General features: G+C 46.9%; 7 protein-coding genes. All 7 read left to right on the top strand.

The annotated features are described in order from the left end of the window. Nucleotides 1-411 precede the first annotated feature (411 nt). Complete coding sequence (locus ACQCN2_RS05470; RefSeq protein ID WP_426927882.1) at nt 412-5,154, top strand: beta-ketoacyl synthase N-terminal-like domain-containing protein; 4,743 nt, start codon at nt 412-414, stop codon at nt 5,152-5,154. 38 nt (nt 5,155-5,192) lie between these two features. Further along, nucleotides 5,193-5,714, top strand: a complete 522-nt coding sequence (locus tag ACQCN2_RS05465; protein WP_426927881.1) for a hypothetical protein — start codon at nt 5,193-5,195, stop codon at nt 5,712-5,714. Further along, nucleotides 5,711-10,927 (top strand): SDR family NAD(P)-dependent oxidoreductase, encoded by a 5,217-nt coding sequence (locus ACQCN2_RS05460; RefSeq protein WP_426927880.1) that lies wholly within the window; start codon nt 5,711-5,713, stop codon nt 10,925-10,927. The genes ACQCN2_RS05465 and ACQCN2_RS05460 overlap by 4 nt, the downstream gene beginning before the upstream one ends. After that, complete coding sequence (locus tag ACQCN2_RS05455; protein WP_426927879.1) at nt 10,924-11,658, top strand: 4'-phosphopantetheinyl transferase family protein; 735 nt, start codon at nt 10,924-10,926, stop codon at nt 11,656-11,658. Before ACQCN2_RS05460 ends, ACQCN2_RS05455 begins: the two co-directional genes overlap by 4 nt. Before the next feature lie 222 nt (nt 11,659-11,880). Further along, nucleotides 11,881-12,303 (top strand): MaoC family dehydratase, encoded by a 423-nt coding sequence (locus ACQCN2_RS05450; RefSeq protein WP_426927878.1) that lies wholly within the window; start codon nt 11,881-11,883, stop codon nt 12,301-12,303. Between the two features lie 12 nt (nt 12,304-12,315). Further along, entirely contained in the window at nt 12,316-13,656 is a 1,341-nt protein-coding gene (locus ACQCN2_RS05445) for a sigma-54 interaction domain-containing protein (RefSeq protein WP_426927877.1), read from the top strand. A gap of 189 nt (nt 13,657-13,845) precedes the next feature. Next, a complete protein-coding gene (locus ACQCN2_RS05440) occupies nt 13,846-15,000 on the top strand; it encodes an acyl-CoA dehydrogenase family protein (RefSeq protein WP_426927876.1) in 1,155 nt (384 codons plus the stop codon). Nucleotides 15,001-15,004 lie beyond the last annotated feature (4 nt).

The following is a 15,004-nucleotide window of genomic DNA, read 5'->3' as shown; positions in this document are numbered from 1 at the left end:
TGATTAAAAAGTCGTTCTTAAGAAACAAGTGACCATCTTTTTGGTCACTTGTTTTTGTTACAGCCACTTATTCTACCCCTCAATTGAAATACGTAATTTACTCGATACGCACCCTTTCAATTTTTCTCTATACTGAGGTTCGAGTCCACTCTTGGCATGTCAATTTGGAGGATCAAAATGTCTTGTCTAAATTGTGGCGTCAAAACGAACAGGTCGATTATGGGCAGATACCACCATGATGGACCTGTTTTCTGTGAATATCCATTCATTACCTTTTCCTTACTATACAGGACGAAATTCCTGGTTCACAGGAACGATTTCCCATATATCTCGGTATATAAGATGCATATAGTGAAAGCGAGTCGTTTTTTGGAAGTCGTACGGCTTTCATGAGCTTAGGAGGTATTGTAGTTGAACGCACACCATAAGGATATTGCGATCGTGGGTCTAGGTTGTATCTTGCCCGATGCATTTTCTCCTCAAACTTTTTGGGAAAACAACATCAAAGGGTATACTGCCCTACGACCACTGGATACGCACAATAGCTGGAACTGGAAAAATTATATGAATAGTAACAGGGACGAGACAGATAAGACGTATACGATAACAGCAGGAGCCATCCGCAACTACCAATTTGATTGGAAAAAGTTTCGAATTCCACCGTCCGAAGTGAATGGCAGCAATCCGATGCAATTTATGATACTCGATGCAGGCTCACAAGCATTGGAACAAGTGAATGTATTACCAAAGCATCGCACTGGTATCTATATTGGTTCGACGGGATTAGCATGGCAAAAGGATACATGTCTTCAGATACACAAAGATGCGATTATGCAAGCACTGCGCAAGAGTCCGAGCATGCAGGCTCTGTCTACGGAATGGCAGGAAAAGCTGATTCACACCATCGAAACACGTATGAACGATAGTTTTCAATCAGGAGCAAATGAAAATATGATCGTGCATTCGCTCGCTAGCATCGCATGTGGGAGAATTGCGCAATACTTCGATATTCGTGGTCCACATGTGTCGATAGATGCAGGCTACGCTTCTTCCCTGGCGGCATTGGAAGCCGGCAGTCGCGCTTTGCAAGAAGGTAGCATCGATCTCGCTTTAATCGGAGGAGCAAGTGAGATTTTAACTCCGCTCAATATGATCGCTTTCGCCAAAATTGGAGGGCTCTCCGAATCGATGCTGCGTGCATTTGATGCCCAAGCGGATGGGACACTGCTGGGAGAAGGCACCGCAATGTTTGCGCTCAAACGTCTGACAGATGCGAACCGGGATGGTGAAAAGATATACGCAGTGTTGAAAGGCATCGGGCATTCATCAGATGGCAGAGGCAAATCAATTGTGGCTCCTGATGATCAAGGGCAAGCGCTTGCCATGCAGCGCGCGTATGACGATGCCCGTATCGACCCGACGACCATCAGCTATATCGAGTGTCATGCGACAGGCACTCAAGTAGGCGATGTCAGTGAAGTGAAGGCATTGTCTCGTTTTCACAAGAGCGGAGCATCGTATCGAATTGCATTGGGTTCGGCAAAAGCCAATGTCGGCCATCTAGGCGCAGCGGCCGGCGCGACTGGACTTTTGCGCGCTGTCTTGACCCTGTATCATCGCACAATTCCTCCCCAGATTCACTTTGAGTCACCCAATCCACTCATGAAAATATCAGAGACCCCTTTTATTATCCCGCAAAGATCGATGGAGTTACATCCGCAAAACGGTGCTGAACTCCCGAGAGCTGCTATCAGTTCCTTCGGGTTTGGAGGAACCAATTATCATGCTGTTTTGGAAGCATACGCGACTAGAGAGGAAAGCCAACAGGACGATACGTCTCTCTCAGCCTACGAAAACGAGCTTATTGCCATTATTGGTATGGCAGGCATATTTCCGGATGCAGAAGATGTGGAGATGTTTTGGGAGAATCTCTTGGCGGGGAAAGATTCGATCACGACTATTCCCGCACAACGCTTTGACATTGAACTTTACTATGATGAACGCAAAACAAACACCAAGAAGACCTACACGAAAAAGGGAGGATTCCTATCTTCGCTGGAATCTGATTCTCTCAAATGGATAATTCCACCAACATCTGCTGCATATGTCGATGACTCGCATTATCTTGCTTTGGAATGTGCAGCGCGCGCACTACAAGACGCAAACTATGATCCTGAAACATGGAATCGAGAAGCAACCTCGGTCATCGTAGGCTTTCTCGCCTATCAAAAAAAGAAATTACGTGCGGATGCACGGGTGAATTATCAAGAGGTGGAAAGTATCGTATCGGAAGTCTTGCAAGAATGGGGAGGCAGCGTCTCGACCGACATTAGTCGTGCCATCCTTGAAGAAAGCAGACAACGTTTTTTCGCCGACTTGCCAGAGGTAAACGAAGATACCTTACCAGGCTATTTGGGAAGTCTTACCGCAGGACGAATTGGTAAGCATTTTGACTTTCAGGGAGCTCAGTATGCCACGGATGGTGCTTGCTGCTCGGCGCATTTAGCCTTTTTATTAGGAGTCCAATCACTGCGGCACAAGACGAGTGATGTGGTGCTAGTTGGCGGTATCAATGCGGATATGGCTCCCGAATTCTACATCGGAGGTTGTGGCATTCAGGCGTTGTCCGCGGATACCATTCGTCCATTTGATGCCCATGCGGACGGTTTTGTGCCTGGAGAGGGCGGTGGCTTTTTCGTTCTGCGCCGCTTGTCGGATGCCCAGAAGGATGGTCAACTTATTTTAGCAGTCATACGCTCGGTCGCAAGCACATCAGATGGCAAAAGCGGTTCCATCCTCGCGCCTTCTCTAGAAGGGGAAACAAGTGCTATGGAGCAAGCGCTGCAGCAGGCCGGACTGTCACCAGAGCAAGTCGATTATGTCGAATGTCATGGTACTGGCACGGCGATGGGTGACGCAATCGAGATTGAGGCGATGACGAGGGCGTATGGTAAGGAACGTAAAAAGCCAATGCGTATCGGATCCGTCAAGTCCAATATTGGACATTTGCTGGCTGGAGCTGCTGTGCCGGCGATGATGAAAACCATTTTTGCTTTGCGAGAGGGTGTCATACCTCCTTCGCTGCACATCAAGGCGCAAAATCCAATGATTGCTCAAACGAATGGCAATATTCGGGTAGTAACAGCGTGTGAGCGGTGGGAGTCCGCCAATGGACAGCCAAGACGAGCGGGTGTCAGCGGCTTTGGTTTAGGCGGCGCAAACAGTCATATCATCGTGGAGGAATACGTAATGAATCCGACTCATGAAACACATGATGTATTGCCTATCGCTATCCTACAAGGCGAGAGTCTTGAGATTTGTGCACAGCGGTTGGTGACCTTGGCGGTAGAAATGCTAAATGTCACGGATCAAACGTACTTTCAGACTTTGCAGCAATGGCAGGGAACCATTCATCAGCAGGACAAAGAAAATTATCGGATCGCGGTTGTAGCCGATCGTCCTCGTGAATTATTGCGCAAATCAAAGCTGTTGGCGAGTGCGTTATCCAAAGGCATTCAACCTGATTTCTTACGGCAACAAGGTATTTTTGCCGCAAAAGTGGACCCTTCATTGAAAGTGGCGGTCGTTTTTCCCGGGCAGGGTGTGCAATACGCCAATATGCTTAAAGAGGCTATGGGGTGTTTTCCCATCGTGGCTGCATTCATGAAACGAGTAGATGAGGAATACCAAGCGTTATGTGGAAAGTCATTGACCGAAACGTTTTTCACGGAAAATCCCGAAGCTTTCCAACAAACCGACGAGGATATCCACTGTGCTGTCTTTGCCGTGAATTGCGCGATCTTTACCTTGCTACGTGCTTATGGTCTGCAATTCGATACAGCCATCGGTCAAAGCGCAGGAGAGTTGGCGGCTCTTGTCGCAGTAGAAGCGATGTCCTTACGAGATGCGCTCAAAGCTGTGCGTGAGCGTACGCTTTCCGTCCTTTCCTTACAACAACCGGATTCGGGGCAAATGTTGACCGTCTACTGCTCCGCTGAAGAAGTGAGAATGTATTTTCGCAGTGTCCATGGATATTGTGAGGTCTCTGCCGATAATAGCCCGGGCATGTGTATCGTATCCGGTGAGACTGAGACACTAAGGCAACTGCGCGACATTTTAGACAGAGAACATATCCAATCTGAAGTGCTGCCGGTATCTCATGGCTACCATTCCATGATGATTGCCAACGCTCGCCCTCCTTATCGTCGCGTGTTGGATAGGTGCACTTTTTCGCCGCCGAAGTACGGGATTATCTCGACGATTACTGGCGAAGAGCTGGGGAACATGTCGCTGCATAAGTATCCTGCCTTGCTGGAAAGTCAATTTGTAGAACCTGTACGTCTGCGCCAAGCGATAGGAAAGGCGTACCAACAAGGTGTTCGACTATTTGTGGAGTGTGGGCCTAAGTGGGCAGTGAGCTCTTATATTTCCGAGACATTGAAAGGAAACGAGTTTTGGACGCAAGCATCCCTTCACCCCAAAATCGGTGAAAAAAAACAGATATATCGGACTTTTGCGTGTCTTTTTGTACACGGTAAAGCTGAATTATACCCCCAATTGGCAGATGAGGAGAGAAACGAGATGAATGTGAAACAAGAAAGAATACAAGAAACCTCAGTAGGAGAGCAAGCGACTCTATTATTTTTGAAATCGTTGCGAGATATGATTGATGCCTTCTTGCAATCCCGTACGAGTGAAAGAATTGAAGAGTCACATCCAATGCAAGCACAAATCAAACAATGGGGCTCACAGCTAGAAAAGGCGGTGTCGAGTCTTCATGAAGAACCGGCATCTAAACAAGAGCCTGTCACCATGGTTCATAACGAACAGCCAGTCATAGAGCAGCAGGCACAATCGAGAAGTGAAGGAGAAATAAGGGAAGAAGTGACTGAACTCATCCTTTCCCTCATGGTTCAGCGTACAGGTTATCCCAAAGACATGCTGGAGCTTGATCTTGATCTGGAAGCTGATCTCGGAATCGATACGGTGAAGCAAGTGGCCATTCTCGCAGACGCTCGCCAACACTATGGTTTGGAGCAGGAAAGCGGTTTTCGTGTACGTGATTACCATACCTTACGAAAACTGATCGACTACTTTACATCCCGTGTCCAAAGAGTGAATGATGAAGTGAAACAAAACGTTTTTTTCAGATAAAGCCCCCTGGTTTGAGCCTGGTCCATGATGATTGGATTGTGACTTGCAAGAAGACAGAAGCAATTCGTTTTCTGGATATTAAGGAAACGATCCATACGATCGAACAGGACGCATACAGGAGCGGCTCGATTGGTGGAAAGGAAAGCAGCGGGGCATTCAACAATGGCTGTTTGGCCATAGAATGGGTAGTAGCCAATAACAGTGGGGAATCATGGGCTAAAGTGGTCTGGTTACATGGCCACGAGCATGAACAGCGAAATGTGAAGGAAATCATTCAACATGTAACCGAAGCGGTTTGTCAAATAGCCATACAGGCATGGCATGAGACATATGGAAGAAAAACAGACGTAATCGGTGTAGAACAAATCGAGTGCTACATGGCATCACTCGATGATAAGACCTATTATTTGCGGCTGCAACCCTTGTCGGCGACTTCCACGGCTTACCGTGCAGACGTATCGCTTTTTGATCGACACGGAAGAAGGCTCATTCAATGGAATGACATACGCGGGTTACGACAGATGAAGGCTAGAGCTGGGGAAGAAGGGAAACCGGAGTGAGCGTACGAAAGAGAATGGCGATTGTGGGTCTCTCATGCAGATTGCCGGGAGCGAATTTTGTACAACAGTGGAGGGAGATGCTTTCTAGCGGCAGGACTGCGATCGGCAAACTTCCAACAGAGCGTTTTGATGCTGGATGGTACCGTGCCTGCTGGGGATTGGACATCAAAGAACCGTTACTAGGCGCTCTAGTCGATGTGCCAGAGCTCAACGCGCGAACCATGCCGATTCCACCCGATCAAACGAAGCATATGCATCCGATGGAAAAAGTGGGGCTGACGATTATGCACGAAGCCTTGCAAGATGCGGGTATCGCCAGAGGCACAAGCCTCGCTCGGCATGGACGGATTTTCATGGCTGCTCATACACTTGGGCCTGCGCCTGACACCGATCATGGTCCGCGCATCAGACAAGGTGAATTTTCTCGTTTGTTAGAGCAAGTGTTACAGGATCATTATTTGAGCAACGCATCGTCAATCAGCCAAGAAGTTATGGCATTTCACAGTGCCAAGACGCCACCTATTTTGCCCGATACGATGACAACATCAGCGAGTCTGATGGCTGGGCGAATAGCGAACCTGTACGATATACAAGGTGGACATATCGCAATCAATGCAGGGGTGTGCAGTTCACTTGCGGCTGTGGAAGAAGCCATGCGTGCTCTGCAACAGAACGCTTGTGATTTCGCGCTAGTCGCTGGAATTTCACCATTGATTACGGCTTCTTGCTTATTAGAGTATTTGGGGGATTCGTCTATCTCCCTGCGCGTCCCTGCACTTGGCGAAGGCGGAGTCGCAATGGTCCTACTGCGAGAAGAAGATATCGAAGACAAACCTGTCTATGGCTTCGTGGAAGGGATTTCCTCATCTGCGATTGCCATACGCAACGATGAGCATGAAATCGCTGAAGCCACCAGAAAAGCCGCTATGAAAGCAATACAACTCACAGGCATCGATCCTCGGAGAGTGACAAACATTCGAGTCAGAAATGATCATGCTACCTTGTGGGGGTTAGCAGAAAGAAGTGGCCTCTCTCTATACTACGGTCATACAGCCAGCAACGAGCATATCCCCTTGATGTCGGCAGTCCCTCATGTCGGGTATTTGCAATCAGCTGCGGGACTGGTCGAACTGATGACAGGCATTCTTCATCTGGACAATGACAATGTGACGGCCATCAATGATGTCGGTATTGCGCCCGTTGCCTATCATGCGCTGATTAGCCGAGGTGATACAACCACGGCAAGCGAACGCAAAGTGGGATGTATTCCGCCTGTGTCTGAACAGGAGCCCATCGCAATTGTCGGCATGGGGGTAATTGTACCAGGTGCGGCTGAACGCGATGCATTTTGGAAACACACTCTACTCAATTACAAGAGCATCGGTGACTTGCCAAAATGGAAGTGGAGCTACGAAAAAGTCATCGGCAGCAATAAAGAGCTTGCCACAATCTCCCCATCCAGACTGGCAGGCGTCGTACAAATGCCACATATCGATGGACAAAAATCGGGTTATTCAAGTGAGGATTTGCGACCATTAGATGGTGGGGTCATCCTTTCCATGCTGAGCGGGATCGAGGCCGGGCAACAAGCGGGCATTATGGAGCCTACCAGTGATAAGAGTCGACTTGACGTCATCATTGGTCAATTGCCGGTACGAGAAGCAGAAAATACGAAAAACAAGCAAACCTTTTTTACCAATTATCTCAAAGATGTTCAAACGATTCTCTCGCAGCAAGGCTTGTCGCATACGGAAATCGGCAACGTACTCCAAAAGATGCTCACCAGTTACCAAATGGAGAATGCGCACACTTACGATTACCAATTGTCGAGCAGCGGCATAGCCAATGCTCATGTTGTAGCCAAAGCGCTAGGTGCGCAGGGGACGATCTTGTCCGTAGATGCGGCATGCGCCTCATCGCTAGCCGCGCTCGAACTAGGGATCAGACGTCTCCATGCGAAGGAAGCGGATGCCGTACTCGTCGGTGGGGTCGCGTACCATCTCGTTCCCGAATACAACCTGACCCTTCAGCTGCTGGGGGCTCTCTCCACACACGGGATACCACCTTTTCATCGTGATTCCGATGGTTTTGTGCCTGCAGAAGGAGCAGGAGCAGTGGTGATCAAGCGTCTATCTGATGCGCTACGTGATGGCAATCAGGTCTATGCGGTGTTGCGTGGCATTGGTTGTTCCAGTGATGGTAAAGGAGCTTCCGTACTTGCTCCTAGCAGCAAGGGCCAAATCCGCGCAATAGAACAGGCTATGCGTCAAGCGAATGTCATCCCGCAAGATATTGACCATGTGGAGGCGCATGGTACCGGCACACGCCTAGGCGATGATACGGAGATCAATACGTATCGTCAAGTATTTGGCGAACGTCCCGATTACTACCCCTACACCATCGGAGCCATCAAATCACAAATCGGCCATCTGAGCTCCGCTTCCGGAATCATTGGATTGATCAAGACAACGATGGCTCTGCACAATAAAGTGATTCCTCCGAGCTATGTCGATGAACGTTCCGCTCTCCTCATCCCCGAACTAGCATCGGAACCACGCGTATGGGGGAGTCGTGAGGACAGAAAACGACGTGCGGGTGTCAGCGCATTCGGCATGGGTGGCATCAATTACTTTGCCATAATAGAGGAAGCCGAGGTCCAAACAAGCCATTTCCCCGCACGTTTATCTCAACCGCTCCCGGCATTACTAAAGGCGCAACAGTGCGATCGTTTTACAGTGGAACTCGTACCAGTATCTTTGCCCAAAAGAGCACCGTTATTTCCATTGAGCGGCAAGCGATTTCTATTGATCCAGGACAACGGGGATAAATGGGAGATGTGCGAAAAGGGCCTAGAAGAAAAGGGAGCCGTTGTCTGTTTGCTCACGTTGGACAAATCTAAAACTGAAACGCAATGCTACACGTACCTGCAGCGCTGGGAGCAGCAAAACGGCGTAATAGATGGCGTGATCGATATGCGCCTGCTGCAGGAACGGCCTGAACTGCTTTCTTTTACAGCCGATGAACTGGCACTTGAAATCGAGAAGCATAGTGATCATACATTCATGCTCTTGCGCTACTTTTATGACCGTTTTGAGCAGGCGGCAACGCTATCCACCTGTTACATCGCGCTCACATGCCTAGGGGGTAACCTGGGTGTGACGGATTGTGACGAGGGAAATGTGCTTGGCTCTTTTATGTTAGGCCTGCTTAAATCACTCAAACAAGAACTGCCTGCTGTCCTAGCGAAGACGATCGATTTTCCTGCACATGAGCCCATCGAGCGTGTCATCTCCCAGATGATCAGGGAGGTAGAGGATGGCAACGAGCGGATGGAAGTCGCTTATACGGACAGGAGATTTGTCGTTCATCACAAGAACGCCAATTTTACCGACAAGACTACATTGGCACGCACCATCTCCCAAGGTGACGTTTTTCTCTTTACTGGCGGAGGACGCGGTGTTGTTTTTGAGTGCGCGAAAGCATTGGCCCAGCTGGGTGCAACCGTTATCGTATGTGGGCGTACAACGATCACAGATCATCTCGCACCATGGCTAGAGATGACCGCTGAAGAATTTGCCGACTATGAGCGCAATCAATACGTGATCCTACGCCGGCAAGACCCGTCCATCACACTGGCTCAGTGCAAAAAGAGGCTCCTGTGTCAATCGAAAGAACGTGAATTGCATCAAAATTTAAAAAAGGCAAAAGAGCTTGGCATCACGTATGAAGTATGTGATATTACACAAAAAGAATCCGTCCATCAATTGATTGATCGTATCATCCGCAAACATCGACGGATCGATGGGATTATTCACGGAGCCATGGTGGAATGGTCCACGATTCTCCCCAAAAAAACGAAAGACATGGTTGATCATACGTTGCGAACCAAAGTAACGGGCATGTGTCATCTGCTTGACGCGACAAAAGAGCTTCCGCTGCGTTCGTTCATGTGCTTCGGCTCGGGCGCAGGCCGTTTTGGCAATAAAGGGCAGGCGGATTACAGTGCGGCGAATTCCCTCATGGCATCCTTATTGATCGCCAAATGCAGGCAACGTACGCATCCGCTGCATCATGTCACGCTGAATTGGACGGCTTGGGAATCTGTTGGAGCAGCCGTATCTGATCCGTCCATTACCCACGTAATCAAGCAAAATGGGGTGCCATTCACATCGACTCACGAGGGGATCTATTGGTTTTTGCATGAACTTGCTTGCGGTAGGGAAAAAGAAACACTTATCGCACGGGAAGATTTTCTCCAAAGATGGCCAGCCGGTGGGACAGAGGCGGATGGAAAAGACGAGCGTACGTTAGCGTTTCAAGACAACCGCATGCCTGTCAATCCTGGCGCTTGGCCATTTATCGACAGGATATTGGATAAGAAGAACGGTGCAGTACAAGTAGAAAGATCGATCCGTGTAGACAAGGATCGTTATCTTGCCCAGCATTGCCTCGATCAGATTCCGATTTTTCCAATGGTTTGTTATCTCGAGATGCTGGCCGAAGCGGCTGCGCTCTTATCACCGGGGTATAGCCTGCACAGTGTCCAACAGTTTGAAGTGTTCCACCCAACCAAGCTATACGCCAATAAGCCAGTCAACCTGCGTGCGGAAGCGATTATGCTTGAAGATAAGGCAGAAATCCGTGTCCTTCGTGCGCGTGCGCTATCTGATGTCACCGTATCAGGACGGTTGTTGGAAAAGGATCGTGTTAACGCGGAAGCTACATTCACTTTTCATAAAGAAGAACCGAGACTTTTGCCAAAAAAGTTGCCCACAATTACTGGCGCTTCCTATTCAGGTGTCCTTTACCATACACATCGGGAAACCTTACAGATTGGTCCGCTTTTTTGCAGGGCTAGTGAGTATACGATGAATGCTAAGCAAGGAGTAGCGACCGCTGCTCCTCCCGATGATCGCAAGCTGTTTTCGTTCACGAGTGCGCCAACGTTTCAAGTCGATCCGTTTCTACTGGATGTCTCCCTGCAAATTGCCGATAGCATAGATACCTTTGGATCAGGAGTGGTAAGTCTGCCCATTTCGATCGGTAGCGTACGGTTCGGACGAAGACGCGGCAGCGGGGAACGAGTGCGCGTCTATGGTGAAATGACCCAACAGCAAGGGACCGAACTCCTCTTTGACATCTTGGTCATTGGGGAAAATGGGGAAACGATTATGGAGATCAATGCATTCCTCGCAAGAAGGATCATGCGATGACAGCCGATTTTTCTCTTTCTTATTGTCCGGTGAGCCCTTTCTTACAACTGGATGAACTGACACAGCGAGAACGGTCTTTGCTCAGTGCAAAAACAAGTCCGAAACGAATGGCCGACTTTGTAGCAGGAAGAAAGGCAGTGAAGGAAGCGCTTCGTTCTTTCTTAACGCTCGAGAATACAGGAAACTTATCCGTCCTTCGGGAGGAAGAAGGAGAGGAAGCAGGGAAACCGTATGTCTTCCTGCATGATACGGCAACACGATCAGACGTGCATGTATCAATTACTCATGCGGATCAACAGGCATATGCGACCGCATCCCATATGCGAATCGGTATCGACAATGTCACGATAGAAGCATACAGTTCTGCTTTTATAGAAGATGTTTTTCGGGACGGGGAGCTTGCAGGTTGGATGAACTGGTTGGGTGTTCACCCCCGTCATTCACTTGCGATATGCACTGGATTTGCGGCAAAGGAAGCTTTTTTGAAATGGCTTGGCACGGGCTTGCGCTTGTCACTGTCCCAGATACAAATAACCCCCGTCAAACAAATAAGAGAACTTGATAGCCATCATTCACCAAATCGTTCGCTTGAGGCCATTTGCAGCGTGTATGATGATCACGGAATGAATGCCGAAGCTAAGCAGTCGTTTATATTGAAAGGTCTTTACGAACAGAAAGATGGGCAGGTTATCTTCGTGCTTGTCGGAAATGAAGAACACACAGGGAACTGAAAAGAAAATTTTACGTTTTGAAGCTCACGAAACTATTGATTAGATTTCGTGAGCTTTTTTTCTTAGTGTAGTTCCGAAAAAGTGAGAGCTTTTGATGCTTTCTTTATCGAAAAATTCCAGTTAGTCAGGTTTCGAACTGAGCAGGATAATCATAATGATTCATTTAATATGTATCTATATCTGTTTGAATCTTCAGTATTTTTAAAGCGGGAGATGGAAAAAATGGGCTTCACCATTAATGAAATGTATATTGGACAAATCGCCCGGCTAAGGCGAACATTCACCGAAACAGATGTGAAGTTATGTAATAAGCTGACAAAGGATTATAGTCCGATTTACCAGCCTCATGAAGATGCCTGGAAAAGTTATTACAATCATCCGATTGCACCAGGCTTGTTAACTGAGGGCTTAATTACCCAGGTGATTAGCGAGAAACTACCTGGAAGTGCATGTTTATTGTTGCAAAAGGAACTGGTTTTTTATCACCCTGTACATGTAGGCGATGAAATCACGGCAGAATTGGAGGTTATTAATATTAACCTATCCAGAAATTGGGTTACCCAAAAGGTAATTTGCTTTAATCAAGCAGGGGATGAAGTGATAAAAGGACAAGTTGTGGTTTATTTGCTTCCCAATCTCAGTTGATAGGTGAGAGAAATGGAGAATATAAGAAGTGTGGAAAAGGAAGTCAATCAATGGGGATATATCAAAGTTGATGTAGACGGAAAACTGATTGATTCTAGTCCTGAATTTTGCCATCATTTTGCCAAGCAAAAGGCAGACTTGCTAGGTGCACCGATCACAAATATTATCCAAGGCATTTCATGGAAGCATTTTCTGTTTAATGATTTTCGAAAACAGGTGTTTTATGGCAATATATTCGGATATGCCTGCCTGATTCGGGTTACACGAAGCCTTAATCATTTTCTTTTCGATGTAGTTGTAAGACAAGAAGAGGTCGATTATGATCAGATAATTTCTTTCGGTAATGCATTGAATAAACCCTCATTAAAGAAAAGATCAGGTAATAACAATCTATACAGCTTTGAGGATATTATTGGGGAAAGTCCTTCTATGGCACAAATAAAGGAGTTGGCTGCAAGAATTGCTGCGAGTAACTCCACCGTGCTAATAACGGGAGAGAGCGGAACAGGTAAGGAACTCTTTGCTCAAGCGATACATGGACTCAGCGCAAGAAGGAACCACCCATTTATTGCGATCAATTGTGCTGCCATACCTGATGAATTATTTGAATCAGAAGTTTTTGGTTATGAAGCTGGAGCATTCAGCGGAGCGAAAAAAGAAGGAAAGCCAGGCAAAATCGAAATGGCGCAGAATGGTACGATATTTCTGGATGAAATTTCTGAACTTCCCTATCAGGTTCAAGGTAAACTGTTGCGAGTTTTGCAGGAAAGAGAAATTGAACGGCTTGGCGGTACGGGAAGCAAAAATGTCGATATCCGAATTGTTGCAGCTACAAATCGGGACTTAAAAGCTCTTGTGCAGGAAGGGAAATTTCGTCAGGACTTATTCTACCGACTATATGTGTTTGAGTTGAAAATTCCTTCACTTTGGCAAAGAAAAGAAGATATTCTTCCGTTGGCGTATTATTTTATCAATGTATTCAATGTGAAATTAGGGCAAAACGTCAAACAGATTGAACCAAAACTGCAAGAGTGGCTTATGGAGAATGAATGGACAGGCAATGTTCGTGAATTAAAAGCGCATATTGAACGCGGAATGAATATTGTACAAGGTCCTACTCTGGCATTAGAATGTCTGTGTCTACCTCCTTTAATAAATTTAAAAAATGAAAATTCAGTGAGTACGGAACATACGATCTTGATGAGTTTAGAGGATGAAGTGGAAAAAGCCGAAAAGTCCGCCATTCTTCGCTCTCTGAAAGAATTTGATGGTGATCGTATTTTAGCATCTCAAAAATTAAAAATACACGTTTCAAGCCTTTACAGAAAAATGGCCAAGTACAAGATAAAGTAGTGATGAATTTCCAACAACCGAGAAGGACTATCTCTTGAACTAGAGATAGTCCTTTTTTAGCAATTATAATTCTTATATTTACGAAAATTTTCTTAATTGAGCGAAATATTATAGATAAAAACCCTATAACCGCCTCTATTGTTGTTGGCACGACACTTGCGATAGGTACAGGACGAAGGAGGATGAAACATGCTGAACTTTACTTTCTCGAAAGAACAAGAATATTTTCGAGATATGCTGAGAGAGTTTTCCTTAAATGAGTTGCTTCCCCATTATACCAAGTGGGACAGGGAAAATAAGCATCCCCGGCATCTGTGGAAAAAACTCGGTGAATTGGGGGTGAACGGCCTACGAATACCAGAAGAATATGGTGGAAGCAACGCTGATTGTGTAACGACAGGAATTGCCGCAGAAGAAATCGGTCGCGGGGATTTTAACTTAACGTATGCAGTGATGCTTAATGCTTTGGTTTCAGAAATCATTTGCAGTCATGCAACAGAGGAATTGAAGAACCTATGGCTTGGGCAAATTGCGAGCGGAGAGAAAATTGTCGGTATAGCTATCACTGAGCCTACGGCAGGAACCGATGCGGCAGGGATTCGTTCAACCGCTGTACACAAGGGCAAAAGCTATATTTTAAACGGTGAAAAATCAGGAATCAGTGTCGCAACGATCGCAGATGCCTTTATTATTTTTGCAAAAACGGATAGCCATTTAGGGAGCCGAGGAATCAGCGCTTTTATTGTTCCCGCTTCCCTTCCGGGGGTGGAATGCAGAGGTTATGACGACATGGGAAACATTCCGATTGGAAGAGGATCCATCTATTTAACGGACGTAGAGGTTCCAGAAGAGAATCTGATTGGATTGGAGAATAAAGGATTTTTCCAGGTGATGAATGGTTTTGATCTAAGCCGGCTGTTAATAGGACTGCAATGTGTCGGTGCAGCCCTTCAAAGCATCGAAGAAACCATCGAGCATGTCAAAACAAGGCAAGCTTTCGGGCAGCCGTTAGCTAAATTCCAAGGTGTGTCCTTCCCGATTGTTACTCACAATACGCAATTGGAATTGATCAAATGGCAAGCTTATCGTGGGCTGTGGCTCCGCGATCAAGGGAAACCGCATTCCAAAGAGGCATCTTCTGTAAAGTGGCTAAGTCCGAAATGGAGTCAGGAAGCCATCCATGAATGTATGCTCTTAAACGGTCATTATGCCTATACGAAGGAGATGCCGCTTGAACAACGGTTACGTGATGTCATCGGGTTAGAAATTGGAGATGGAACCGCTCAAGCAAACCAGATGGTAATCGCAAGAGAGTTAATCGGAAAAGAGTTTCGCCCCTATTAATAGA

This window comes from Brevibacillus ginsengisoli (assembly GCF_050113715.1).
Classification (GTDB): domain Bacteria; phylum Bacillota; class Bacilli; order Brevibacillales; family Brevibacillaceae; genus Brevibacillus_H; species Brevibacillus_H ginsengisoli.
The sequence above is the reverse complement of the archived record's forward strand: the minus strand, read 5'-3'. Positions and strand labels throughout refer to the sequence as shown.